Here is a 23,410-nt window from a genome sequence, read left to right as displayed (position 1 = left end):
ACGGCCGTTGCGGGGGTGATTGTCAGAGCCAGCGGCGACAATGGCCGGGTGAGTACGACCAGCCTTCCCGCGTCCGGTCACGCAGCCCGCCTGCGCGACGCCCTGCTCGCCGCCGCCTTCACCGCCGACGGCCTGCTCGACCTGCTCGGCGCGCCCGCGTACGCCGCGCTGGCCCGCAGCGAGACCGTCCCCGCCCTGCGCGCGACCCGCGGCGGGGCGCCGCTCGACACGCTGGTGCGGCTCTTCCTGCTCCAGCGGCCCGTCGCGGCCGAGAGCGCCCGCGCCGCCCTGCCGCTGGACGAGGCGCTGACGGACGGCTGGGTGGTCCGGTCGGGCGACGAGGTGCGGGCCACGGTCGATGTCCGGCCCTACGGCGGCCCCGAGGGGCAGGACTGGTTCATCGTCTCCGACCTGGGCTGCGCGGTCGGCGGCGCCGGAGGGGCGAGCGGTCGCGACGAGGCCATGGTGCTCGGTGTCGGCGGCGCCTCCACGACGCTGGCCGGCATCACGGTCCGCCGGCCCGTGGGCTCGGCCCTCGACCTGGGCACCGGCTCCGGCATCCAGGCGCTGCACGCCGCCCAGCACGCCACCCGGGTCACCGCGACCGACCTGAACCCCCGAGCCCTCGGCTTCACCCGGCTCACCCTCGCCCTGTCCGGCGCGCCGGAGGCCGAGCTGCTGACGGGTTCGCTGTACGAGCCGGTGGGTGAGGAGCGGTACGACCTGATCGTCTCCAACCCGCCGTTCGTCATCTCCCCCGGCGCCCGGCTCACTTACCGCGACGGCGGCATGGGCGGGGACGATCTGTGCCGCACCCTCGTTCAGCAGGCGGGGGAACGGCTCAACCCCGGCGGGTACGCCCAGTTCCTGGCCAACTGGCAGCACGTCGAGGGCGAGGAGTGGCAGGACCGCCTGCGCTCGTGGGTCCCCAGCGGGTGCGACGCCTGGATCGTGCAGCGCGAGGTCCAGGACATCACCCAGTACGCCGAGTTGTGGCTGCGCGACGCGGGAGACCACCACAGCGACCCGGCGCGCTACGCGGAGCGGTACGAGGCGTGGCTCGACGAGTTCGAGGCACGCAAGAGCAGGGCGGTCGGCTTCGGCTGGATCACCCTGCGCCGCACCGACAGCGAGCGGCCGTCCATCGTGGCCGAGGAGTGGCCGCACCCGGTGGAGCAGCCGCTGGGCGAGACCGTAAGGGCCCACTTCGAACGGCACGACTATCTGCGCCGGCACGACGACGCGGCGCTGCTGGCCGACCGGTTCCGCCTGGCCGAGGAGGTGGTGCAGGAGCAGGTGGGTCTTCCGGGCGCCGAGGACCCGGAGCATGTGGTGCTGCGGCAGAACCGCGGCATGCGCCGGGCCACGAAGGTGGACACGGTCGGCGCCGGATTCGCGGGTGTCTGCGACGGGGAGCTGCCCGCCGGGCGGATTCTGGACGCGATCGCCCAGCTGATCGAGGAGGACCCGGTGCTGCTGCGCGATCGTACGCCGGACTCCATCCGGACCTTGGTGGAGCAGGGGTTCCTGGAGCCGGTGGGGGAGTAGCGGCAGGGCAAGCGCGCGGGCGGGGGTGGGGGCGGCGCATCGCCTCCCTCACCCGGACCCCATGCCCGGGTTCGCCGTCGGGCCGGTGTCCGGGCGTCCGGGTCGGCGTCCGGGCCGGTGCCTGGTCCGGGGTCCGGGCTCCGTACCCAGGCCCTGCCCGGCTCGCCACGGCATGGGCGGGTTTGGGTGTGACGCTCGACGCGTCGGCCGACCGCCTCCGACCGCCTCCGGCCCCGTCCGGCAGCCTCCGGCGGGGGAGATCTGGCTGAAATGCGCATGGTCGGGTGACCCTTCACCCGGCGTTCGCCCCGATGCGGTCCCCGCTCTGCCCCGGGGCGTCGCGCGGTGGCCAGGATCGCGCCCATGAACGCACTGGGAGGGACCGAGACGGGGCCGGCCGTCTTCGCGGGAACGGTGTTCGTGCTGTTCGGGGGCGTTCTGCTGCTGTGGACCGCGTCCCGCGCGCGCCGCCGCGAGCCGGTCGCGGACGGCACCCCACCGGTCGCCTCCGCCGTGCTCGCACTCGCCTTCGGTGTCGGATTTCTCCTGCTTGGAGTCTGGTGCTTCACTCGCATCCAGGGAACGTCCTAGCCCGAAACGGGATGAAACGCCGTTCGGAAGGCTTCCGAACGGTCCGGGCGGCAGGATCGCGGTAAGTCGGGTTACCGTTCGAGTGGCCGCTGCGGGCTTTTGCTGTTTGACACGGGGGCGGGTTGTACCGTCACACTCCGCAGCGTCACGTACTGAAACGTGTTGAAACCCGAGTGCCGACCGGAGAGAAGAGCGAAGTTGTCCCCGACCAGCGAGACCGCAAAGGGCGGCCGCCGACTCGTCATCGTCGAGTCTCCTGCCAAGGCGAAGACGATCAAGGGCTACCTCGGCCCCGGTTATGTCGTCGAGGCGAGCGTCGGGCACATCCGCGACCTGCCGAACGGCGCCGCCGAGGTGCCCGAGAAGTACACCGGCGAAGTGCGCCGGCTCGGCGTGGACGTCGAACACGACTTCCAGCCGATCTATGTCGTCAACGCCGACAAGAAGGCGCAGGTCAGGAAGCTCAAGGAGCTCTTGGCCGAGTCCGACGAACTGTTCCTCGCCACCGATGAGGACCGCGAGGGCGAAGCCATCGCGTGGCACCTTCAGGAAGTCCTGAAGCCCAAGGTCCCCGTCCACCGGATGGTCTTCCACGAGATCACCAAGGACGCCATCCGGGACGCCGTCGCCAACCCCCGCGAGCTCAACCAGCGCATGGTCGACGCCCAGGAGACCCGCCGCATCCTCGACCGCCTCTACGGCTACGAGGTCTCGCCGGTCCTGTGGAAGAAGGTCATGCCGCGGCTGTCCGCCGGGCGCGTCCAGTCGGTGGCCACCCGACTTGTCGTGGAGCGGGAACGCGAGCGCATCGCGTTTCGTTCTGCTGAGTACTGGGACCTGACCGGGACGTTCGCGACCGGCCGGACGGGCGACGCCTCCGACCCGTCCACGCTGGTGGCCCGGCTCAACACGGTCGACGGCCGGCGCGTCGCGCAGGGCCGCGACTTCGGTCCCGACGGACAACTCAAGAGCGATGTCCTGCACCTGGACGAGGCCAACGCGCGAGCCCTGGCCGCCGCGCTCGCCGACTCCTCCTTCGCCGTGCGCTCGGTGGAGTCCAAGCCCTACCGCCGCTCGCCGTACGCCCCGTTCCGTACGACGACGCTCCAGCAGGAGGCCTCGCGCAAGCTGGGCTTCGGTGCGAAGGCGACCATGCAGGTTGCCCAGAAGCTGTACGAGAACGGCTTCATCACCTATATGCGTACGGACTCCACGACGCTGTCCGACACAGCCATCACGGCCGCCCGGGCCCAGGTGACTCAGCTGTACGGCGCCGACTACCTGCCGGACAAGCCGCGTACGTACGCCGGGAAGGTCAAGAACGCGCAGGAGGCGCACGAGGCGATCCGTCCTTCGGGTGATCGTTTCCGCACCCCGGCCGAGACCGGTCTGACCGGCGACCAGTTCCGGCTCTACGAGCTGATCTGGAAGCGGACCGTCGCTTCCCAGATGAAGGACGCGGTCGGCAACTCGGTGACCGTGAAGATCGCGGGCCGGGCGAGCGACGGCCGGCAGGCCGAGTTCAGCGCGTCCGGCAAGACGATCACCTTCCACGGCTTCATGAAGGCCTACGTCGAGGGCGCGGACGACCCGAATGCCGAGCTCGACGACCGCGAGCGCCGGCTGCCGCAGGTGGCCGAGGGCGACGCCCTGTCGTCCCAGGAGATCTCGGTGGACGGCCACGCGACCAAGCCGCCGGCCCGCTACACCGAGGCCTCACTGGTCAAGGAGCTGGAAGAGCGCGAGATCGGGCGTCCTTCCACGTACGCCTCGATCATCGGCACGATCCTGGACCGCGGCTATGTCTTCAAGAAGGGCACGGCGCTCGTCCCGTCCTTCCTGAGCTTCGCCGTGGTCAACCTCCTGGAGAAGCACTTCGGGCGGCTCGTCGACTACGACTTCACCGCCAAGATGGAGGACGACCTCGACCGCATCGCGCGCGGCGAGGCCCAGGCCGTGCCGTGGCTGAAGCGCTTCTACTTCGGCGAGGGCGACGCGGCCACGGCCGGCGCCGCCTCCTCCGCGGGCAACGGCGACGGCGACCACCTGGGCGGGCTCAAGGAGCTCGTCACCGACCTCGGCGCCATCGACGCCCGTGAGATCTCCTCCTTCCCGGTCGGCGAGGGGATCGTGCTCCGCGTCGGGCGCTACGGCCCCTATGTCGAGCGCGGCGAGAAGGACGCCGAGGGCCACCAGCGTGCCGACGTCCCCGAGGACCTGGCGCCCGACGAGCTGACCGTCGCGTACGCCGAGGAGCTGCTCGCCAAGCCGAGCGGCGACTTCGAGCTGGGCGTGGACCCGGTGAGCGGCCACCAGATCGTCGCCAAGGACGGGCGCTATGGCCCGTACGTCACCGAGATCCTGCCGGAGGGCACGCCGAAGACGGGCAAGAACGCGGTCAAGCCGCGTACCGCCTCGCTCTTCAAGTCGATGTCCCTGGACACGGTGACCCTCGACGACGCCCTCAAGCTGATGTCGCTGCCGCGCGTCGTCGGTGTGGATGCCGAGGACGTCGAGATCACCGCGCAGAACGGGCGCTACGGCCCGTATCTGAAGAAGGGCACCGACTCGCGCTCCCTGGAGAGCGAGGACCAGCTCTTCTCCATCACGCTCGAAGAAGCCCTCGCGATCTACGCCCAGCCCAAGCAGCGTGGGCGCGCGGCCGCCAAGCCCCCGCTCAAGGAGCTCGGCGTCGACCCGGTCAGCGAGAAGCCGGTCGTGGTGAAGGACGGCCGCTTCGGCCCGTACGTCACCGACGGCGAGACCAACGCGACGCTCAGGACCGCCGACAGCGTCGAGGAGATCACGCCCGAGCGCGGCTTCGAGCTGCTGGCCGAGAAGCGGGCCAAGGGCCCGGCCAAGAAGACGGCGAAGAAGGCTCCGGCCAAGAAGACCGCCGCCAAGAAGGCCACCACCGCCAAGAAGGCCCCGGCCAAGAAGACGGCGGCCGCGAAGAAGACGACCACGGCCAAGACGGCCGCGGCGAAGAAGGCCCCGGCCAAGAAGGCGGTCGCCAAGAAGGCCGCGCCGTCGGAGTAGACGCAGGGGACCGGGCTGTTGACGGGGGGTCGGGGCACTCGCCCCGGCCCCCCGTTCCGCTTCGGCCCCGGGGCGGCCCGGGCCACGGCGCCCGCGGGCGCCCGCCCATATGTTCGGGCACCCCCGCCGGGACCGGGGCGCTCCGGATAGGCTGGGCGGATGACGCGAGGAGCCGAGCAGCACCCAAGCTCTGAAGGATCAGGGGGAGTGAGTCCCATCTCCGAAGCCCTGGCAGCGGATTCACGCGAACGGGCGGTACGCGCCCTCTTGCGCATCCCCACGCTGCGGCGATTGTGGAGCGCGCAGCTCGTGGGCGGGATCGGCGACGTGCTCGCCGTGCTCGTCACGCTGCTGCTCGGGTTGCAGGCCGCGCTGGCCCAGCAGTCCTTCGGGGGTGGTTACCGGGGGGCGGCGTTCGCCGTCGCCGCGGTGCTGGGAGCCAGGGCGCTCGCGACGGTGCTCTTCGGCGCCGTGCTGCTCGGCCCGGTCTCCGCGCTCACCGCGCCGAACGGCCCGCTCGACCGGCGCTGGACCATGGTTGGCGCCGACGGCGTCCGGGCCGCGCTCCTGATCGTCGCCCCGCTGTGGATCGACTGGACGCCGTCCCACGCCCTGCTCCTCATCCTTGTCACCGCCTTCCTCGTGGGCGTCGCCGAACGGCTCTGGACGGTCACCAAGGAGAGCGCGGCGCCCGCGCTGCTGCCCGCGCCGCCCCTGGAGGGCGCCGCCGTCCGGCCGTTGCCCGACCATCTCGGCGCGCTGCGGCGCCTGTCACTGCGTACGGCCTTCGTGGCGATCCCCCTGGGCGCGGCGGCCCTGCTCGTCGCGGCCCTCATCAGCAACCTGCTGGGCACGGGCGTCGACTGGTTCAAACTGCACCAGGCCGCGCTCGCCTCCTACCTCGCCGCCGGGCTCTTCGCCGCGTCGATCTCCGTCGTCGCCCTGCTCGAACTCCCGGACACCCAGACGCCGCGCGCCCGTTCACCTCTGGAGGGGCTGCGCAGGCCCAGTACCGGCAACGGCCCCGACAAGGGACGCACCGGCGCGCTGCCGCTTCTGGTGCTCGCGTCCGCCTCGGTCGCCGGCGCCATCGCCGCGGCCGCGTCCGTGGCCGTGCTGCACGCCGTGGACCTGGGCGGCGGCCCGGCCGCGTTCGCCCTGCTCGTCCTCGCCCTGACCGGCGGCACGGTGCTCGGCATCCGTGGCGCCGCCAAGGTCCTTCCAGTGCTCTCGCGCCGACGGCTGCTGTCGTTCGCCGTCACGGTCACCGGGGTCGCGCTGCTGGCCATGGGCCTGGTGCCCGACCTCGCGACGGTTTTGTTCATCGCGCTGGTCGCGGGCGTCGCCGCCGGTGTCGCCGCCAACACCGGGCACGTACTGATCGACCAGGAGACCGAGGAGTACCGCAGGGCGCGCGTCGGCGACCACCTCCAGGCGGTCGTACGGGTCTCGGTCGGACTCGGCGCCATCGTCGCGCCGCTGCTCGCCGCGGCCATCGGCAGCCACCGGGTCGAGTCGGGCTCATTCGTCTTCGCGCACGGCGGCGCCGGGTTCACACTCATGCTGGTCGGCGCGTTGCTGTTGCCGCTGGCCGCCGTCGTGCTCGCGAAGGCGGACGACCGCCAGGGCGTGCCACTGCGACGCGATCTGGTGGACGCGCTGCGCGGTGCCGACCCCGAGCAGCTTCCGGCCGCGACCGGATTCTTCATCGCCATCGAGGGCGGCGACGGGGCGGGCAAGTCCACGCAGGCCGAAGCGCTCGCCGAGTGGATCCGTGCCAAGGGCCACGAGGTCGTGGTGACCCGCGAGCCCGGCGCCACGCCGGTGGGCAAGCGGCTGCGTTCGATCCTGCTCGACGTGTCGTCGGCGGGCCTGTCCAACCGCGCCGAGGCGCTGCTGTACGCGGCCGACCGCGCGGAGCACGTCGATTCGCTGGTGCGCCCCGCCCTTGAGCGTGGCGCCATCGTCATCTCGGACCGCTACATCGACTCCTCCGTCGCCTACCAGGGGGCCGGTCGTGATCTGTCTCCGACCGAAATCGCCCGGATCAACCGGTGGGCAACTGGCGGTCTTGTACCGAATTTGACCGTTCTGCTCGATGTTTCGCCCGAAGCGGCTCGTGAGCGCTTCACCGAGGCGCCCGACCGGCTCGAGTCGGAGCCGCCCGAGTTCCACGGCCGGGTCAGGTCGGGCTTCCTCACCCTCGCCGCAGCCGACCCCTCCCGCTATCTGGTGGTCGACGCGGGCCAGGAGCCCGAGGCCGTCACCACGGTCGTACGCCACCGGCTCGACCGGATGCTGCCGCTCTCCGAGGCCGAGATCAGGGCCCAGGAGGAGGCGCGCAAGAAGGCCGAGGAAGAGGCCAGGAAGCGCGCCGAGGAAGAGGCCGCGCGCAAGGCGGAGGAAGAGCGTCTGGAGCGCGAGCGCCAGGCTCAGCTCGCCAAGCTGCGCGCCGAGGAAGAGGAGCGCAAGCGGCGCGAGCTGGAGGAGGCGCGTCGCTTGGAGGAGGAGCGCAAGGCGGAGGAGGCCCGCCGACGGGCCGAGGAGGCCAGGCGGCTCGCCGAGGAGGAGCGGGTCAGGCGCGAGGCCGAGGAGAAGGCGCGCGAGGCCGAGCAGGAACGCCTGCGCAAGCAGGCGGAGGAAGAGGCGAAGCTGCGGGCCGAGGCGGAGGCGCGCCGCCTGGAGAAGCAGCGCAAGGCCGAGGCGGCGCTGCTGCGTGCCGAGGAGGCCCGTCGCCTGGCGGAGTCCGCCGCGGCGGCGGCGGCCAAGGCGGCCGCCAGGGAGACCGGGGCCGGCGCGACGACGGCGTCCCGTTCGACGGGCCCGGCCGGCTCGGGTTCGCGGGGTCCGGCCGACGGGACAGGCGACGCCGGCCCGTCCGGCCCGGCGTCCGAATCGGAGTCCGAGGTCACCGTGACCACTCCGGTCATCAGCCCCAACGAGGTGACCCAGCCGGTGCCGGTCGCCGAACCCGACGAGGTCACCCAGCCCGTGCCGGTGGCCGAGCCGGAGCCGCGCGACGCGACGGGCGCCGCCGGGGCCCCGGCCGGACGCGGCAGCGACGCCGAGGAGACCACCGTGCTGCCGTCGGTGCAGGACCCGGCGGCGGGCAGGGCGCGCGGCACCGGCCGGAACACGGACCGGAACGCCGGGCGCCGGGCCCCGCGCGACGCCGAGGAGACGGCGGTGCTGCCTCCGGTGCGCGACGCCGAGGAGACGACGGTACTGCCCGCGGTGCGCGGCGGCGATCCGGCGGACCGGGTGCCGCCCGGCCTGTTCCGCGACGAGCACGGCGCGGGCCACCACGATGACGGAGGCAACGAGCGCACCCGCGAGCTGCCCCAGATCGATCCGGCCACCGGCAAGGAGCGCCCGCGCCCCCGTCCGGAGTGGGCGGAGGAGACCCCTCTGGATGACCTGCCCTCGCTGGCGGACGAGCTCCTGGGTCCGCACGAGGGCGACGAGGACAACCCGCGGGGCGGGCGGCGCCGCTGAGCTGCCGGCGCCGCTGAGCTGGCGGCGCCCCTGAGCGGGGCGGCCCTCGCCCGGCGAGGCTGCCCGTACGCCGGGCATTCGTGCTGGCACGCAGACCACATTGCGTGCCAGCACGATCGTTTTGGGCCCCCGGATTTTCTACAGTTTTCAGTGCCACGCCAAGGCGGCCGACCCATCGCCCGTCCGACCTGCGGCGTTCCGCGCTCTGGCGCCCGCTGTCAGTGGGGTGGCGCACAATGGGCGCAGCAGTGACGGAGGGACGGAGGGGCAGCGGATGACCGTGTGGGACGACCTGGTGGGCCAGGAACGCGTGCAGGAGCAGCTTGGTGCCGCCGCCCGGGACGCCGACGCGCTCGTCACCGCCGAGCGTTCCGGTCAGCCACGCCCCGAGGCGTCGAAGATGACGCACGCCTGGCTGTTCACCGGCCCGCCCGGCTCCGGCGGCCCCACCGCCGCCCGCGCCTTCGCGGCCGCCCTCCAGTGCGTCAGCCCGGACCGCGCGCTCGGCGGCGTACCGGGCTGCGGATTCTGCGACGGCTGTCATACGGCTCTGATCGCCACCCACGCCGATGTCACGGTGGTCACCACCGAAGGCCTCACCATTGGTGTCAAGCAGACCCGTGAGCTGGTGCGCGGTGCCCAGATGTCGCCGTCCGGCGGCCGCTGGCAGGTGATCATCGTCGAGGACGCCGACCGCTTCACCGAACAGGCGGCCAACGCCGTCCTCAAGGCCGTGGAGGAGCCCGCCCCGCGCACGGTGTGGCTGCTCTGCGCGCCCTCCCTGGAGGATGTGCTGCCCACCATCAAGTCCCGCTGCCGTCACCTCACCCTGCGCACACCGCCGGTCGAGGCGGTCGCCGATGTGCTGATCCGGCGCGACGGCATCGAGCCGGGGGCGGCGTACGCGGCGGCCCGTGCCACCCAGGGGCACATCGGCCGGGCCCGCCGCCTGGCCACCGACGCCTCGGCCCGGGCCCGGCGGGCCGCGGTCCTGAAGGTGCCGCTGCGGGTCGACGACGTGGGCGGTTGCCTCAAGGCCGCGCAGGAGCTGGTGGACACCGCGGCGGAGGATGCCAAGCAGATGGCCGAGGAGGTCGATGTCAAGGAGACCGAGGAGCTCAAGGCGGCGATGGGCCAAGTCGCCGGCGGGCGCATGCCACGGGGCACGGCCGGCGTGATGAAGGAGCTCGAGGACAAGCAGAAGCGCCGCAAGACCCGCACCCAGCGCGACAGCCTGGACCTCGCGCTCACCGAGCTGACCGGCTTCTACCGCGACGTTCTCGCGCTGCAACTGGGCACGGGGGTGGCGATCGCCAACGAGGACGTACGGGACGCGGTCGACCGGGTGGCCCGCGCCTCGGGCCCCGAGCGCACCCTGCGCCGCATCGAGTCGATCCTGGCCTGCCGCGACGCGCTCGACCGCAATGTGGCCCCTCTCCTGGCGATGGAGGCGATGACCTTGTCCCTCAGAACGGGCTGACCGAGCGGGCAGAACGGGCTGACCGAGCGGGGCTGAGCGAGCGGAGTTGACCGAGCGGGGTTGACCGAGCGAGCTGAGCGAGCGGGGGTTGCGAGAGCGGACGGGCCGAGCGAGATGGGCCGACCAGGACGGGCCGAGCGGGGCGGGCCGACCCGGCCGGTCAACCGGGGGAACTGACCGACGCGGTGGACCGAGCAGCTGACCGAGCGCCCCGGTTGGCCGCCGAGCGCCGCTGTGGGCTGGCGAGTGCCCCGGTCGGCCGTGGCCGGTCCGATGCGCCCAACGCGCGCAGGCCCGACGGCCGCTGCCCCGCCCCGCCCCGACGGCCGCTGCCGCCCCGGCGCCCGACGGTGAGCCCGGGTCGACGGGTTCACCCGTACGAGCCGCGCACGGCGTGTAACGCGTCACCGGACGGCTACGCTCCGGAGATGGACTCCAGGCGCCTGCTCCGTACTTCAGCCATCGCCGTCGCGACCGCCGGGCTGCTCATCTCCGGCTGTTCGTCGGGCAGTTCGTCCACGTCCGCGAACGCCTCGGGGCACGCCGCCATCAAGGCGGGCCCGGCCGACGCGCCGTCCGCCGAAGACCTCGCCCCCTACACCACGCAGAAGCTGACGTGGCGAGCGTGCGGGGTCGCCAAGTTCGAGTGCGCCACGATGAAGGCGCCGCTGGACTACGCCAAGCCGGCGGGTGCCTCCATCAAGCTCGCGGTGGCCCGCGTGAAGGCGACCGGCCCGGGCAATCGCATCGGATCGCTCATGGTCAACCCGGGCGGCCCGGGCGGCTCCGCCATCGGCTATCTGCAGTCGTACGCGGGCCTCGGATACCCCGCGCCGGTACGGGCCCAGTACGACATGGTGGCCATGGACCCGCGCGGCGTGGCGCGCAGCGAGCCCGTCGAATGCCTCACGGGCCCGCAGATGGACGCGTACACGGAGGTCGACCAGACCCCCGACGACGCGGCCGAACAGGCCGCCCTGACCAAGGCGTTCAAGGACTTCGCGCACGGCTGCGAGACCAAGTCCGGCACGATTCTGCCGCACGTGTCCACGGTCGAGGCGGCCCGCGACATGGACATCCTGCGGCAGGTGCTCGGGGATCAGAAGCTCCACTACGTGGGCGCCTCGTACGGCACCTTCCTCGGCGCCACCTACGCCGAGCTCTACCCGGCCCGCGTCGGCCGGCTCGTCCTGGACGGCGCGATGGACCCCTCGATCTCGTCCCTGGAGATGAACCGCGACCAGACCGCGGGCTTCGAGACGGCCTTCAAGTCGTTCGCCGCCGACTGCGTCAAGCAGAAGGAGTGCCCGCTGGGCACCGAGTCCGTGGAGGACGCGTCGGACCGGCTGCGGACGTTCTTCAAGTCCGTGGACGCCAAGCCGGTCCCCACCGGCCAGAGCCGACAGCTCGGTGAAGCCCTGGCCACCACGGGTGTGATCGCCGCGATGTACGACCAGGCGGCGTGGCCCGAGCTGCGGACCGCCCTGGCCCACGCCATGAACCGCGACGGCGCGGGCCTGCTGGCGCTGGCGGACTCGTACTACGAGCGCGACGCGAAGGGCAAGTACGCCAACCTCATGTTCGCCAACGCGGCCGTGAACTGCCTGGACCTGCCGCCGTCCTTCGCCGGCCCGGCCGAGGTGACGGCGTCCCTGCGCTCCTTCGAACAGGCCTCGCCGGTCTTCGGCGAGGGCTTCGCGTGGTCGAGCCTGAACTGCGCGTACTGGCCGGTCAAGGCCACCGGGTCGGCCCACCGCATCGAGGCGAAGGGCGCCGCACCGATCCTGGTCGTCGGCACCACCCGCGACCCGGCCACCCCGTACAAGTGGGCCGAGTCCCTGGCGGGCCAGCTCTCCTCCGCCACCCTGCTCACCTACGAGGGCGACGGCCACACCGCGTACGGCCGAGGCAGCGACTGCATCGACACCGCGATCAACACCTACCTCCTGGACGGCACCCCGCCGGCCAAGGGAAAGCGCTGCTCGTAGCCGGTGCCGCCCCCGCCCCGGCCATGGTCAGGACCACTCCAGAAACTGTGTAGACTTGGCGACGCTGCTGCTCGCACCATGGTGCGCAGAGCGGTGCCGCCTTAGCTCAGTTGGCCAGAGCAACGCACTCGTAATGCGTAGGTCTCGGGTTCGAATCCCGAAGGCGGCTCGGATCAGCCCCAGGACTCACTCGCCGTGACCTGGGGCTTTTTCCATTCCGTGACCTAACTCCTGTCGGTGTGTCAGTCCAGGGGTTCCCCCAGGTGGCCCACGGTGGCCGACCTGTGGCCAGACGTGCAAATGGCCTGCAGCGGCGGTGGCCGGGAGCTTCGTCGGGGCGGGCGGATGGCGGCTTCGTTGTTGTTCCGTCCCTGCAATCCTTCGGCCGGCATTGCCGGCTGGTAGGGCTTCGGTCGGATTCACGGCGCCGATCTCACCGCGCCTGGTGCGGGTGACGAAGTCGAGGCGTCGGTAGAACGCGTGCAGCCGGTCCAGATCGCGCCGAAGGTGTCGCTCGGGCTAGGCGTCATCGCTACGCCAGGCAGGCCGGCCGCCGCAGTGATGTGATCCATGACGCGGGTGCCGAGCCCCTGCGGCGTGAGAGCCGTGCGGAAGTACGTTCCTGCCCGCAGGACGCGGGCCAGGGTCGCGGCGCTGCGCGCCTGCTGGGGTTCCCGGTGGGCCGCCGTACGCTCCACCTCCTCGCTCATGTCCCGCACGGTATCCGTGCGGCTCTCAACAGGGCTTTTGGCACCTGGTGCACTCCTCAGCGCAACCTCGCGATGTGCTCCCGGAGATCCTTGTGGTGGTTCATGGGTGTGGTTCCTTCGCTGGTCCGGCGCTGGTTCCGCTGGAGGGCCGGCGGGCGCGTGGTGGCTGCGGCATGCATGCCTTCCCAGCGCCGGGCCCGTGTCGAGTCGATGGCGAACTGGTCGCAGATCCTCGCCACGATGTGATCGACGATGTCGTCCACGGTGGCGGGGTGGTTGTAGAAGGCGGGCATGGGCGGCACGATGGCGGCGCCCATGCGGGCCAGGCTGAGCATGTTGTCCAGGTGGATCTCGCTCAGTGGAATCTCGCGGGGGACGAGGACGAGCTTGCGGCGCTCCTTGAGCGTGACGTCCGCGGCACGGCCACCAGGCCGTCGGCGTACCCCGTGCGTATCTGGGCGAGCTTCTTCATGCTGCACGGGACGACCACCATCCCGTCGGCGGGGAACGAACCGGAGGCGATGGACGCCCCCTGGTCGTCGGGGGAATGGGTGACGTCGGCCAGAGCCGCGACGTCGCGGGCACTCATCCCGGTCTCCAGCTCGACGGTGGCCCGCGCCCAGCGCGTCAGCACCAGGTGCGTCTCCACATCGGGATGGCGCCCAAGTTCCTGAAGGAGCCGGACTCCCAGTACGGAGCCGGTCGCTCCCGTCATTCCGACGATCAGACGCACTTCTGTCTCCCCATGTGTGCCATCAGTCGATGGATGGTCCGCGGGCCGGGCCCCGTCACGGCGCCGGGTCGTCCGCTCTCAGGCGGTCGCCCTGAGGGTGGTGTCGAGCCAGTCGTAGACGCGGGCCTGGGACAGGCGCATGGCGCCGGGGTGACAGTGGGCGCCGGCCCCCTCCTCGGCGGTGAACACCATGAGGGTCTTGGGGCAGGTGAGGTGGTCGTAGAGCTGTTCGGGCTGGCCCTTGAAGAACATGTCCTCCTCGGCGTCACAGACGAGGGTGGGGCACTGGATCTGTTCGGCGATGCCGCCGGCGAGGGTGTAGTCGAGGTAGGAGGCGTTGAAGGCCCGGGGGGTGTCGACGCCCATGACGTACATGCCGTGGTTGATCGCCCAGCGTGCGATCGGGTCCGCGGTCATGAGCTGCGCCATGGCGGCGTCGAGTTCGGGAGCGGACCGCGCGCGAAGGAGCCGCTCGGCCTCCTCGCGGGTGCCGGGGATGTTGCGCGCGGAGGTCTCGCCGAGGTCGTAGAGGCCGTCGACGGCGACCAGCGCGGCCAGACGGTGCTCGAACGCGGCGGCCCTGGGCGCGAGGACCCCGCCCATGCTGATACCGAGGAGCGCGATACGGCTGTTGTCGACTTCCGGGAGGGTTTCGGCGAAGTCCACGACGGGGGTGATGACGTTCTCCCAGTCGGGGCGGAAGACCAGACCCTCGTGGTGGCGCGGCCCGGGCATGCCGGGGCCGTCGAAGACCAGCACGGTGTAGCCGCGCTCGACACCGGCCATCGCCCCGAAGAAGTGCAACTCCTCGGCGGTGCCGTCAAAGCCGTTGTGCATGATCAGCGTCGGCCGCGGTGTCCCGGAGTCGTCGACGCGGTAGAGGTAACCCGGCAGGGTGGTGCCCTCGTACGGGATGGAGATCGGCTCGATGACCGGGGTGAACAGCGCCGCCGCCGCCCGGTAGCAGGCCGCACTGCGGTCGTAGGCGTCGTCGTGGCGGGGGTCGCACGGGTTGCCGTGCAGAAAGAACTCCGCCGAGCGGTAGTAGTTCGACGCCCGCAGGAACCCGTCCCGTGCGCTGATCTCGTGGCCGGCCGCCAGCGCCTTCTCGGCCTCGGCGGACACCCGGTCCGCGGTGGCCGCCCACTCGGTGTACCAGCTGTCGTAATCGCCCTCGGTGATCCGCTCACCGGTCGAGACGACCTCGCCGAAGTCCGCGCCGCCATAGGCGATGTGGCTCATCGACCGCAGGGTCTCGTACCAGAACTGGATGTTGTTCGGAAACAGCAGCTGCTTCATCGCACACACTCCGCTCGCCGTAAGCACTGATCTGTGCTTACGGCGGGAACTGTAGACCCATCAGAGGGCGCGAAGCAAACATCTGTGCTTAACGCTTATGATGGGAAGGTGACTGCGAAACCACCCGTCGAACGCATCCGCAAGAGCCCCGCGCAGGTCCGCACGGCCGTCCACCAGGCGGTCATCGACCTGCTCTGCGACCCGGAGGGCGAGGACCTCAACATCCCCGCGATCGCCCAACGCGCCGGCGTCAACCACAGCAGCGTCTACCGGCGTTGGGGCAGCCTCGACGCGCTCCTGGCCGACATGGTCACCACCCGCCTGGAGCGCGACTCACCGCTGACCGACACCGGCACCCTGCGCGGCGACCTTCTCGTATGGGCCGAAGCCAGCGCCGCGAGCATCCGCACACCCGAAGGACGCGCCCTCGTGCGCGCCGTCATCCTGTCCATGCCGAACAGCACCCAGGCCCAGGCCGAGCGTGCGCAGCACTTCCAGCGCCGAATGCACTCCATCGAGCAGATCCGCCGGCGCGCCACGGCCCGAGGCGAGAACCCGCCGCCCCTGGAGCAGATCCTCGACCAGCTGATCGCGCCCTTCTACATCCGGGCGATCTTCGGCATCGACCTGCCCGCCACCGGCTACTCCGAACTCCTCGTCGACCGCCTGCTCAGCACCGGAAGTGGTCCCGGCCCGGGTGCGTCGACCTGACGGATCCGTTCCGTGGTCGGTGGTGGTGACGCTACGTCCTCATGGGGCGGGGTGCGGCGGAAACCGATGCCGGGTGGGTGGCCGCAGACGGCTGGAACGGGGCGTGGACATGCCGCGCACCTCCGCCGCAACAAGACCGTAGGCCCTCCAGTACTATCCGCTCGACAAGCGAAGGGAACACTGCTCCCGTTCTGTGCATCACGCCGTTCGGGACGGCGCTGCACAGTCATGCCGTTCATGGGCAGGACGCGGCGGTGCGCAATGGATCCCTCTGCGCCCTCATGGTCGCGGTTCGTCCTCCAGCCTCTCCGGCCGGGCACATCTCTCATAGCCTCAGAAGGTTCTCCATGCGTTGGATACCCACTACCGCTGCCCTCCTCGTCGTCGCGGCGCTTCCGCTGTCCCTGACCGCCTGTTCGTCGGGCAGCTCGGCGTCCGCGGGTGCCGCGAAGCCGGCCACCCCTCCAGGGACCCCCAAGGCCGCCGAGGACCCCAACGCGGGCCTGGCGACCGGCAGTCAGCTGAAGGAGGCCCTGGCCCCCGCTTCGTTCTTCGGTGCCGGCTACGCGGTGGACGGTGCCGGGGTGCGCGACTCGGGGCCCATGTACCAGGAGCCGAGCAACTCGCCGGTCTCTCCGAGCAAGCCGGACTGCACCAAGTTCTCCGGTACCGGCTGGATAACCGTCACCGGAGACGGCGGTGTCTCCTTCGCCCAGAACGACTACGCGAACAAGAACACCTCCGCCGAAATCGCCCAGGAGATCGACGTCTTCAGGGGAACGAACGCCGCGACCGTTCTCCAGCACCTGGCGAAGGCAACCGCTGCCTGCCCGACCTTCAAGGACACCGACACGAAGACGATGGTCAAGGTCAAGGGCGCGGCGACCACCGGCCTCGGCGACGAGGCGTACACCGTGACGCTCACCGACCCGGCCTGGCAGAACGGTTCGACATTGATCGCGGTGCGCCGGGGCACGGCCGTGGTGACGGTCTTGTCCACGGCCGGCCACGACAACGGCCTCGCGACCGCGAAGAAACTGGCAGCGCGGGTTACGGGCGCGCTGGGCACCGAAAAGGGCTAGAAACAGGCAGCGCTCTGCCGGCTTTCCACTTCCAGGGAGGCAATGTCCACCATCCTGCTGGCTGCGGCGTCCGTCTCGGCGACGTGGAGCGGAGCGCTGAGCGCGGCACGCAGGGCCGACTCCACCGCGTAGGTTGCCGGGCGGTGTCAGGACGGCCTCCCAGTCCGGGCGGAAGACCAGGTGTCCAGTAGAGCGGGTCGGCGAGAAGGCCGGGAGCGAGTTCACGGTCTCGGCGAGGGGGGGCGGCCGAGGCCACGGCCGGCACTACCGGAACCAGGACGAACGCGACGGGCAGCCAGGACAGGCCGCCCCTTGGCGCTCGGGGGCTGGGGCAGTAACCGCACCGGCCCCTCCCCAGCCCCCGCGTAGGTCCCGCGTCCCTCAGATCCAGCCCGCTCGCGCCGCCTTCGCGCCGAACTCGAAACGGCTCGACGCGCCGATGCGGTCGGCCAGTTCGGCCACCATGCGGCGTTCCGTGCGCAGGCCGATGCCCAGGGTGCGGGCGATCGCGTCGTCCTTCGCGCCCGATGCCAGCAGGCGTACCAGCTCGTGCTCCTGCGGGGTCAGGCCGCCGTTGCGGGGCGGGGCGGGTGTGCCGAGCCGGGTGGCGTGTTCCCAGTACGACTCGAACAGCGCCGTCATCGCCGCCACGATCGCCCGGTTGGTCAGCACCAGCGCCGTCGGCCGGCCCCCCTCGAACCCCTCGCCGACCACCGCCGAGACACCGTCCACGATCAAAAGCCGCATCGGCAGGGACGGCGCGGTACGGATCTCCCCGCCCCGCTCCTTCACCCAGCGGACGTACTGCAGAGTGGCCCGCTCCTTGCTGATGCTGTCCAGGTAGATGCTGCGGAAGGTGACGCCGCGGTCGAGGGCGCGCTGGTTGAGCGGCTGCGCCGCCTCCGTGCCCTCGACGGAGAGCACATTGCTGGGGTGGAAGGCGAGCGCTTCGGCGCGGCACTCCTGCGACAGCATCTCCAGACGGGTACGGATCTGGTCCATCCCCACCAGGCGTTCGGTGCCGGTCAGGCCGCCGGACGCGCCCTGCGCCGAGTACTCCGCGGCCAGCGCGGCGAGCGCCGACCGGTGCTGCTCGATGCGCCACTGCCGGGCGGCCAGTTCGCGTTGTTCCGCCTGGACCAGGACCTCGAGGCCGAGCGCCGGGCTCACCGCGCGCAGGCTGCCGGGCCGGTCCCAGGAAGGTTTGAGGAGCGTCAGGGCGATCAGCCGGTCCACCGCGTTCGTGACCCGCTCCTCGGGCATCGCCAGGTACTTGGCGAGCTCGGGCACCGCTTGTTCCTGATGGAGCAGGATCGCGCGGTAGACCGCCAGCGAATCCTGATCCAGCTCAGCAGGCATCCCCACAGTGCAACCCCTGTCCCCGGCCGTCGACCCGACGGACCCGCCCCCTGGCCCCGCCGGTCCGCGGCACCACCCATCTGCGCGTTCGCGGACCGTCGCGTCCCGCCCGCCGCGGGACGTTCCCCGGCCGCGCAGGACGCCCCGGTTCCGGGCGGCCGCAGGATCGACGGCCGTGCCCGACCTCGAGGTCGGGCAATGCTAGTACGAAATCCGCTGATACGAGCCCGAGTTGGCGTGGTTGCCGCTTGCCCGAGGGGCGCGCAGGACCCCACGCGCCCCGCTGCCCTCCCTTCCGGCAGCTTCATGCCCGGCAGCTTCCTGGCTCGCCGGAGCCGGGCCTGAATAACCGGCTCCGGTGTTTTCTATGGGTGTCGCCAGACGCCGGGCCGTTGAGTTCCGGCCGGCGCGCGGGGCGACACGATCCGAGGCGAAGCACCGGCAGGGGCCGGCGACCGCCACCGCACCCGCGAGGAACCAGGGGGATTCACATGCGTAACCGGTCCACCGCACGCCACGCCGCTGCCCAGCTCACCGCCATCGCCTGCACGGCGGCCGTCCTGTTGCTGGGCCTCGTGCTCGGAGCGTCGTCGCTGTTCGGCGGCGGCCACCACGATGCCGGCCCCGCAGGCCGTGACACCACCGCGAGACGGACCGTCGACGCCGCGACCGCCGGGCAGTCCGGCCGGTCCACCGTCGTCGACGTGGACTTCCGCTGGGACGGCAAGCCCACCGCCGTACGCGACTGATCCGCTCCGCCTACCCGAGGGAAGCACCAGTGCCGCACCCCTTCTCCATCTCCCCGTCGGTCCTGGTCGCCAGCGCGGCGACCAGGACCGCGCGGGACGTCACGGCGAGCCTGGGCAACCTGGGCGCGACGGTGGCGGTCTGCGCGCCCGAACCGGTGAGCGCCGCCTATCTGTGCCGCGACCTCACGGCGTCCGGGGTGCTCGCCCTGCCCTTCCACAGCAGGCCGGGCGACATCGAGGACATCGCGAGGCTCCTCGTGGACCTCGCCACCGACGTGGGGCCGCTGGACGCGCTGGTCGATCTCTCGCCCGTCGACGCGGCCGAACTCGCCGCGTTACCGGCCGACCCGGACGCCCCGTGGCCCGGCGTGCCCACCTCGCTCCGGCTGACCTGGGCCGTAGCCCAGTCCATGCGGGCCACCGGGCGGCCCGGCCGCGTCGTGCTCCTCGGGGGTCCCGGCGCGGCGGGCGCCGTCCGGCCCGGCGTGCGGCTGCCGCCCGCCAGCCGCGTCGAGCTGCACGTCGTGGAGCCGGCCGACCCCACGGACTCCAAGGGCGCGGGCGACGGCGTCGATCCCTACCCGGCCGAGGCGATCGTGCGCCTGCTGTGGCCCAAACCCTGAACACCACCCCGGCCGTACCCGGTACCGGACCCGGTCACCCACCGGATACCGGGCCGGGTCACGCATACCCGGAGCCGGACGCCGGACCGGACAGGAGAGCGGCATGAAAATCACCGGTGGGGAATCGCTGTGCGCCGAGTTCTTCGGCATCGGGATCACGGTCACCGCCGCTTCCCAGCTCGCCGCCCTGCGTTTCCGCTTCGCCCCGCATCTGATCCCCGAACCGCGCGGCGCCGACCGGCTCCACGTCGACCTCGGGCCCGAACGCCCGGACGGCGCGGCCCAGTTCGTGGTGTCCGGCGCGAACGGTACGCCCATGCTGCGCCGTACCTTCCGGGCCTGGACCAACGTGCCGCCGCCGGTGCCGCCCTTCGCCGCGCTGGCCCGGCGGTTCTGGATCGCCCCGGCCGTGGTCCTGGCGAAGGGGCCGGCCAGCGTCGCGCTGCTCGGCAGCCCCTACGCGCCGCGCGCCGAGGTGGCCCTCGCGCTCGCCCAGCGTTCCTGGCAGTTCGTCTCGGGTCAACTCCTCGTGGTGGACCGGATGGTGGGGCACACGATGCCGTACCTGGTGCCGCTGGAGTTCTACGGTGCTTCGGCGGCCGCGGTGAACACGGACGCGCTGCCCGAGGGGACCTGGCACCGGCGCCCGTCGGCCATCAGCGACGGGGTGCTCCAGGTGCGGCCCGAGCGTCTGGGCGCGGTGGTGCCCGTGCGGGCCAGGCTCGGGCCGCCGGCTCTGGTGCGGCTGTGCCGGGCGCCGGGTGAGACGGTCCGGGTGGCGCCCGCGCACGAGGGGCCTGCCGTCTGGCCGCCGGAGGCCGCCGCCGAGACGGCCGCGCTCACCTCCTTCCGCGTCGACATGCCGGGCTCGGGCGGCGCCGAGGAGGCGGCCTGGCTGATCGACGACCAGGTGACGGCTTCGGCGTCCGCCGGCTTCGACGCGGGCGCCGGCTTTGACGCGTCCGCCGGCTTTGACGCGGGTGCGGCTGCGGGTGCCGGTGCCGGTGCCGTGGGCCGGGCGCGGGCGATGGACCCCCTCCGCATCTGAGCGGCCCCTCGCCCCGGCCCGCGTGGGCATACTCGGCCTGTCTGCGGGCCGCCTTCATGTGCGGGGGCGCGTGGCTGGGCGCGCAGTTCCCCGCGCCCCTGGACGGGACTTGTGGCGGCCCGGGTGACCTTCATGTGCGGGGGGCGCGTGGCTGGGGGCGTAGTTCCCCGCGCCCGTGAACGGGACTTGTGGCGGCCTGCGTGGGGCGTCTTCAGGCGGGGTTCGTGGGGTCGTTCAACTCCCTTAGCGCCTGCGCCAGTTCGGCCCGGCCCCGGATCTCCAGTTTGCGGTAGATCCGGCCCAGGTGGGTGTCGACCGTCCGCTTGCTGAGGAAGAGGCGTTCGGCCACCTCCAGGTTGCTGAGCCCGGTGAGCACCAGATCCGTGACGCGCCGCTCGCTCGCGGTCAGGCCCGCCCTCCGCTTCATGCCGTTCCCGATGCCCGGCGCGTGGGCGGACGGCGTGCTGCCAGGGCCACCCCGGCCGTCCTCGGGCGGCTCACCCGGCCCCCCATCGCCCGACCCGGGCGCACCCGCGAGCCCAGCCCCTCCAGGCCCGGCCCCACCGGACCACGTGGCCGCACCAGTCCCAGCGGCCACACCCGAGCCCGCACCGCCCGCACCCGCACCCCCCGCACCCCCCGGCCGTACCCCCACCGGCTCCGCCTCCGCGATCGCCAGCGCGGCCTCCGGTTCGCCCAGTTCCTCGTACGCGCGCCGGGCGTCGGCCCGCCACCGTACGCACTCCGGGTTGGCCATGCCGCGCGCGGCCAGCGCGTGGCCGCACTCCAGGAAGAGCTGCAATGCCTCCCCGTGCGCGCCCCGGCCGGCCGCCACCAGTCCCCGCGCCTGGAGGAACTGGGCCCGGATCAACGGGTGCGCGCCGGCCGGGAGCGGCGAGCCGGCCAGCACCTTGGCCGCCGCCTCGTGCTGCTCCCTGCGCACCAGGGCGCGGGCGGTGCAGGCGGCGGCCGCGGCCGCGAGACCCGCCGCCCGTACGGATTCGGCGAGCCGCAGCGCTTCCCTGGCGTCGCCGAGAGCCGCCGCCGTACGGTCCAGGCGCAGCGCGATGTCGGCGCGCACGATCAGAGCGAGCGCGAGTTCCCCGGGGCGGGCGGCGCCGCGCGCGGTCAGGACGGTCCGGTCGGCCAGCGCGGCGGCGTCCGGGGCGCGGCCGGTCCAGGCGAGCGCGAGGGCGGCGCCCGGCGCGCCGGTGTCGACGCCGATCAGCGCGGCCGCGTCCGCGCACCGCTCGGCGAGCCGCTGGGCCCGGCGCGGGAAGCGGCCGCCGGCCGCCGTGAGCGCGGCGAGCGCACCGAGGAATGCGGGCGCGGCGGTGTGCGTGTCCGGTGAGCGGCGCAGCGCGGCCAGCGTGCGGTGTGCGGTGCCCCGGTGACCGGCCAGCAGGGCCTGGGTGGCGAGCGGCAGCCGCAGGGCGAGCGGTGCCTCACCGCCGTGACCGGCCTCCAGAGCGGTGGCGGCCTCGACGAAGGAGTGGGCGGCCATCGAGGAGTCCAGGGTGAGGACCGGGCCCGCGAACGGCAGCAGGGCGCGGGCCCGTTCGGCCGGGGGGCGGATCGAGGCGGCCACGGTCGCGGCGTAACGCGCGCAGGCGGCCACGTCGCGGTGCAGTTCGACCGCGCCGAGCTGGCCGGTGACGGCGAGGACGACCTCGGGGTCGGCTGACTCGGCCAGCGCCCGGCGCAGATAGCGGGCGGCATTGGTCCAGTCGGAGCCGGCGGCGGCCTCGCGCGCGGCGGTGCGCAGGATGGGCAGCGCCCAGGCCCGGCCGCTCGCGCCCACCGACATCAGGTGCTCGGCGGTCTGCGCGGCCGGGGCGCCGAGCCGCAGCAGCAGCGCCGCCGCGCGGGCGTGCAGGTCGAGCCGGGTCTTCGGGTCGATGCGGGAGAGGATCGCGGTGCGCACCAGCTCGTGCCGGAAGCGCTGCGGCGGACCCGGGTCGATGAGCCCGCTGCGGCGCAGCTCCTCGCCGGCCAGCGCCGACTCGAACTCGCCCTGGTCGGCGAGGGCCGCCGCCGTCGCGATGTCGGCGCCGGGCCCAAGCACGGCCAGGTTGGCGAGGAGGTCCACGGCCGCGGGGTGGCGCCGGCTCAGCCACTCCACCGTGGTGTCCGACAGCGTGGCGGCGCCGATCTCCAGGACGGCGCTCTGGTCGGGGGAGCCGGCCGAGACACCGGCCGCGAGCAGCCGGTCGGTGAGCTCCCGAAGGACCAGCGGGTTGCCGAGCGAGAGGGTGTGGCAGGCGGCGGCGAGCTCGGTGTCGAGGGGCGCACCGAAGGCCCCCGCCATCCACTGCGCGGCGCAGCTCTCGCACAGCGGCCCCGGCCGCAGCAGCCGGGTGTGCGCGGGCGCGCCGGACTCGGCGGGCGCCGCGTCGTGCGCGTCCGGGTCGGCCGTGAAGACCAGGGCGAGCGGGAGCCCGTCGAGGCGGCGCACGATGTAGGAGAGCCAGGCCAGCGACTCCTGGTCGGCGAAGCCCAGATCGTCCACCGCGATCACCACGGGCTTGCCGTCGGACAGCGAGCGGGCCGCCTGGAAGAGGTCCTGGAGCTGTTCGTGCACCTCGGCGCCGCCCGCTCCCGCGCGGGCGGCCGGGCGCAGTTCGAGGCCGCCGGGCCCGGTGCGCCCCGGCCGGGTGAGCAGCCGGTCGAAGAGCTGGCGCACCACGCCGTAGGGGAAGCCCCGCTCGCTCTCGTGGCAGCGGGCCCGCAGGACGACCGCCTGGCCGGGCACCCGGGCGAGCGCGGCCCGCAGCAGCGCGGTCTTGCCGATGCCGCGCGGGCCGTGGATGGCCACCACCGACGAGCGCCCTTCGGCGAGTTCGGCCATGGTCCCGTCGAGCAGGTCCAGCTCCTCGTCCCGGTGCAGCAGTCCCGCCGGTCCCCGCGGCCCGCCTTTGGCTCCCCCGTCGACTGCTACCACGTCCGCCCCCGTCA

Annotated in this window: 15 protein-coding genes, 1 tRNA gene and 1 pseudogene; 12 read left to right on the top strand and 5 right to left on the bottom strand. The window is 72.7% G+C overall.

The window, feature by feature from the left end:
• Positions 1-48 precede the first annotated feature (48 nt).
• From ABR738_RS18635 to ABR738_RS18605, 7 genes are all read left to right on the top strand, one after another.
• Entirely contained in the window at positions 49-1,548 is a 1,500-nt protein-coding gene (locus tag ABR738_RS18635) for a DUF7059 domain-containing protein (protein ID WP_350231119.1), read from the top strand.
• A gap of 363 nt (positions 1,549-1,911) precedes the next feature.
• A complete protein-coding gene (locus ABR738_RS18630) occupies positions 1,912-2,139 on the top strand; it encodes a hypothetical protein (protein WP_350231118.1) in 228 nt (75 codons plus the stop codon).
• 198 nt (positions 2,140-2,337) lie between these two features.
• The gene (gene topA, locus ABR738_RS18625; RefSeq protein ID WP_350231117.1) at positions 2,338-5,178 is read left to right on the top strand and encodes a type I DNA topoisomerase; all 2,841 of its coding nucleotides are present in this window, start codon (positions 2,338-2,340) and stop codon (positions 5,176-5,178) included.
• Positions 5,179-5,337: 159 nt separating this feature from the next.
• A complete protein-coding gene (tmk, locus tag ABR738_RS18620) occupies positions 5,338-8,673 on the top strand; it encodes a dTMP kinase (protein ID WP_350231116.1) in 3,336 nt (1,111 codons plus the stop codon).
• A gap of 274 nt (positions 8,674-8,947) precedes the next feature.
• Positions 8,948-10,153 carry a DNA polymerase III subunit delta' gene (locus ABR738_RS18615; RefSeq protein WP_350231115.1) on the top strand — a complete coding sequence of 402 codons (1,206 nt, stop codon included), beginning with the start codon at positions 8,948-8,950 and terminating at the stop codon, positions 10,151-10,153.
• A 428-nt stretch (positions 10,154-10,581) separates the two neighbouring features.
• The gene (locus ABR738_RS18610) at positions 10,582-12,141 is read left to right on the top strand and encodes an alpha/beta hydrolase (RefSeq protein WP_350231114.1); all 1,560 of its coding nucleotides are present in this window, start codon (positions 10,582-10,584) and stop codon (positions 12,139-12,141) included.
• Positions 12,142-12,236: 95 nt separating this feature from the next.
• Positions 12,237-12,310 (top strand) — tRNA-Thr (locus ABR738_RS18605).
• A gap of 250 nt (positions 12,311-12,560) precedes the next feature.
• On the opposite strand, the gene ABR738_RS18600 is transcribed toward ABR738_RS18605, so the two are convergent.
• The 3 genes and pseudogenes from ABR738_RS18600 to ABR738_RS18590 all read right to left on the bottom strand — a co-directional run bounded on the left by ABR738_RS18600 (position 12,561) and on the right by ABR738_RS18590 (position 14,883).
• The gene (locus ABR738_RS18600; protein WP_350231113.1) at positions 12,561-12,851 is read right to left on the bottom strand and encodes a hypothetical protein; all 291 of its coding nucleotides are present in this window, start codon (positions 12,849-12,851) and stop codon (positions 12,561-12,563) included.
• Between the two features lie 56 nt (positions 12,852-12,907).
• A pseudogene (locus ABR738_RS18595) lies at positions 12,908-13,584 on the bottom strand (UbiX family flavin prenyltransferase).
• Between the two features lie 78 nt (positions 13,585-13,662).
• Positions 13,663-14,883 carry an alpha/beta hydrolase family protein gene (locus ABR738_RS18590; RefSeq protein WP_350231112.1) on the bottom strand — a complete coding sequence of 407 codons (1,221 nt, stop codon included), beginning with the start codon at positions 14,881-14,883 and terminating at the stop codon, positions 13,663-13,665.
• 108 nt (positions 14,884-14,991) lie between these two features.
• On the opposite strand from ABR738_RS18590, the gene ABR738_RS18585 reads away from it, so the two are divergent.
• Both ABR738_RS18585 and ABR738_RS18580 read left to right on the top strand, forming a co-directional pair.
• Positions 14,992-15,594: a TetR/AcrR family transcriptional regulator gene (locus ABR738_RS18585; RefSeq protein WP_350231111.1), complete on the top strand. Its 603-nt coding sequence runs from the start codon at positions 14,992-14,994 to the stop codon at positions 15,592-15,594.
• Between the two features lie 347 nt (positions 15,595-15,941).
• Entirely contained in the window at positions 15,942-16,676 is a 735-nt protein-coding gene (locus tag ABR738_RS18580) for a hypothetical protein (RefSeq protein ID WP_350231110.1), read from the top strand.
• Positions 16,677-17,057: 381 nt separating this feature from the next.
• Here the strand turns inward: ABR738_RS18580 and ABR738_RS18575 are convergent, their stop codons facing one another.
• Entirely contained in the window at positions 17,058-18,035 is a 978-nt protein-coding gene (locus ABR738_RS18575; RefSeq protein ID WP_350231109.1) for a LuxR family transcriptional regulator, read from the bottom strand.
• Between the two features lie 491 nt (positions 18,036-18,526).
• Here ABR738_RS18575 and ABR738_RS18570 point away from each other — a divergent pair, with 491 nt between their 5' ends.
• The 3 genes from ABR738_RS18570 (at position 18,527) to ABR738_RS18560 (ending at position 20,455) form a co-directional block, all read left to right on the top strand.
• Positions 18,527-18,784, top strand: a complete 258-nt coding sequence (locus ABR738_RS18570) for a hypothetical protein (protein ID WP_350231108.1) — start codon at positions 18,527-18,529, stop codon at positions 18,782-18,784.
• Between the two features lie 29 nt (positions 18,785-18,813).
• Positions 18,814-19,407, top strand: coding sequence for a hypothetical protein (locus tag ABR738_RS18565; protein ID WP_350231107.1), 594 nt, complete (start codon positions 18,814-18,816; stop codon positions 19,405-19,407).
• Positions 19,408-19,510: 103 nt separating this feature from the next.
• Entirely contained in the window at positions 19,511-20,455 is a 945-nt protein-coding gene (locus tag ABR738_RS18560; RefSeq protein WP_350231106.1) for a hypothetical protein, read from the top strand.
• A 211-nt stretch (positions 20,456-20,666) separates the two neighbouring features.
• On the opposite strand, the gene ABR738_RS18555 is transcribed toward ABR738_RS18560, so the two are convergent.
• Complete coding sequence (locus tag ABR738_RS18555; RefSeq protein WP_350231105.1) at positions 20,667-23,396, bottom strand: AAA family ATPase; 2,730 nt, start codon at positions 23,394-23,396, stop codon at positions 20,667-20,669.
• Positions 23,397-23,410 lie beyond the last annotated feature (14 nt).

Source organism: Streptomyces sp. Edi4, assembly GCF_040253615.1.
Taxonomy (GTDB): domain Bacteria; phylum Actinomycetota; class Actinomycetes; order Streptomycetales; family Streptomycetaceae; genus Streptomyces.
The sequence above is the reverse complement of the archived record's forward strand: the minus strand, read 5'-3'. Positions and strand labels throughout refer to the sequence as shown.

What these genes read in the sequence shown, in the direction of transcription:
- ABR738_RS18630 (WP_350231118.1), top strand. Translation starts at nt 1,912, where the DNA reads ATGAACGCACTGGGAGGGACCGAGACGGGGCCGGCCGTCTTCGCGGGA.
- tmk (WP_350231116.1), top strand. Translation starts at nt 5,338, where the DNA reads ATGACGCGAGGAGCCGAGCAGCACCCAAGCTCTGAAGGATCAGGGGGA.
- ABR738_RS18615 (WP_350231115.1), top strand. Translation starts at nt 8,948, where the DNA reads ATGACCGTGTGGGACGACCTGGTGGGCCAGGAACGCGTGCAGGAGCAG.
- ABR738_RS18610 (WP_350231114.1), top strand. Translation starts at nt 10,582, where the DNA reads ATGGACTCCAGGCGCCTGCTCCGTACTTCAGCCATCGCCGTCGCGACC.
- ABR738_RS18600 (WP_350231113.1), bottom strand. Translation starts at nt 12,851, where the DNA reads ATGAGCGAGGAGGTGGAGCGTACGGCGGCCCACCGGGAACCCCAGCAG.
- ABR738_RS18590 (WP_350231112.1), bottom strand. Translation starts at nt 14,883, where the DNA reads ATGAAGCAGCTGCTGTTTCCGAACAACATCCAGTTCTGGTACGAGACC.
- ABR738_RS18580 (WP_350231110.1), top strand. Translation starts at nt 15,942, where the DNA reads ATGCGTTGGATACCCACTACCGCTGCCCTCCTCGTCGTCGCGGCGCTT.
- ABR738_RS18575 (WP_350231109.1), bottom strand. Translation starts at nt 18,035, where the DNA reads ATGCCTGCTGAGCTGGATCAGGATTCGCTGGCGGTCTACCGCGCGATC.
- ABR738_RS18570 (WP_350231108.1), top strand. Translation starts at nt 18,527, where the DNA reads ATGCGTAACCGGTCCACCGCACGCCACGCCGCTGCCCAGCTCACCGCC.
- ABR738_RS18560 (WP_350231106.1), top strand. Translation starts at nt 19,511, where the DNA reads ATGAAAATCACCGGTGGGGAATCGCTGTGCGCCGAGTTCTTCGGCATC.